The sequence below is a fragment of the Vibrio sp. 10N.261.51.C6 genome (assembly GCF_041471785.1).
Classification (GTDB): Bacteria; Pseudomonadota; Gammaproteobacteria; order Enterobacterales; family Vibrionaceae; genus Vibrio; species Vibrio crassostreae_C.
Genome location: NZ_JBFRPB010000134.1, coordinates 1 through 1,421 on the forward strand (window position 1 = coordinate 1; position 1,421 = coordinate 1,421).

Annotated in this window: 1 protein-coding gene; it reads right to left on the reverse strand. The window is 44.8% G+C overall.

The window, feature by feature from the left end; translation table 11 throughout:
• Positions 1-81: 81 nt before the first annotated feature.
• Entirely contained in the window at positions 82-1,329 is a 1,248-nt protein-coding gene (locus tag AB4375_RS21530; RefSeq protein WP_372052503.1) for an SGNH/GDSL hydrolase family protein, read from the reverse strand.
• Between the last annotated feature and the right edge of the window lie 92 nt (positions 1,330-1,421).

Consider the following 1,421-nt stretch of genomic DNA (forward strand, 5'->3'; position numbering starts at 1 on the left):
TTTAACTGATCGGCATTAGCCAATATTAGGCGGTTTTTTTGTATCTCGACCTTGGCTCAGCCATTACTTTTCGATATTTAGTTAGAAATTGAACGTCGAGAACGAATACGCCAAGATGTGGTCGGCAATGTATTTATGAGTAGCTGTAGTTGGGTGTGTCGCGCCCCAAAATACATAACTGTCTGAACCATAGGTGGCACAGTCATTGGTTAAGCTGTGGCTTCGCAAGTAGTCCGCGGCTGAGCTTCGATTGATATTAAGACAAGCATCGCTCGCGTTTCGAAAGCCATGTTGTTCTGGGTTATCGGTAATGCTGGCGAACAACGCACTTGCATCGAACAACACCACGTTTTTCCCCATACCTTGGTAATACTCGGCTTGAGCTTTGATGAACTGGTTGAATTCTAAGATCTTGCCACGAACTTTTATTATCTCTTGTTCGGTAGAGTATTTGAATTGAGGGGCTTTGGTTGCATCGGGTAAGGTGAACAGCAGGATATTGTTCGCACCAGATTCTGTTAAGCGGATCAGCGCGCTGCTAAAGTCAGCCTTTACATCGGCGACTTCTCGGTTGTAATTCATGAAGTCATTGAGGCCAAACTCTAAAGTAAACAGTGAGTTTTCCGGACGATAGTTTTTGGCGACTTTCATGTAGGTCAGATAAGAGGTGACTTGATCATAAACACCAGTCAATGCCACGTATTGGTTGGTACCTGCGGCGCCACCCACAGCCCAGTTATACAGAGGGACATCTTTCGCTTTTGCTAAATACTCCGTCCAGACTAAACCATTCGAAAAGTGCCCTAAAAACCACGAATCTGCGTTCGGAAAAACCCATTGTGAGCCATTAAATAGATTACCAGTGTCGGACAGGCTATCACCAAAGGTGACAATACGATTGATGCTATTGGCCTGGAACGCGTTATCGTTGGTCCAGATGGAGTGGTTGTAAGAGAAGCGATTATCTGCGGCAAAGTAGGTGATGTCAGCGGCGTCATGTTGGATGTCGAGCGTCTGTTCGCAACGCTGTTTGATTTCAGATTGAGGCGCATCACTGTAGAACATGTTTTTGAAAGAAACAGAAGACCACCAATATCCGTTGATCGTGTAGTAATCACCACTCTCTTTCTTTGCCCACTTCCAGTCGGTGGCTGGGGAATCATGAGAGGCATCGGTTCGATACCAACATCTAACATATGAATAGGTCTCTGAGCCTTGTGCACTGAGTACTTGTGCAGATGTAATCGATTCAGGTGTTGGTATTGAGTCTTCAGCGGCATAAGCGCCAAAAGGCAGGGCTAACGTGAGTATTAAAGCCGTATTTTTCATCACTGTATTCTCTTTTATATTTAGATGAGCCAAACAGAAACGCTGTTGCTTGTTGCTTGTTGCTTGTTTCTTGATAAGTGGATAAGTGGATA

Coding starts and splice junctions, on each gene's coding strand:
- AB4375_RS21530 (WP_372052503.1), bottom strand. CDS start 1,329: ATGAAAAATACGGCTTTAATACTCACGTTAGCCCTGCCTTTTGGCGCT.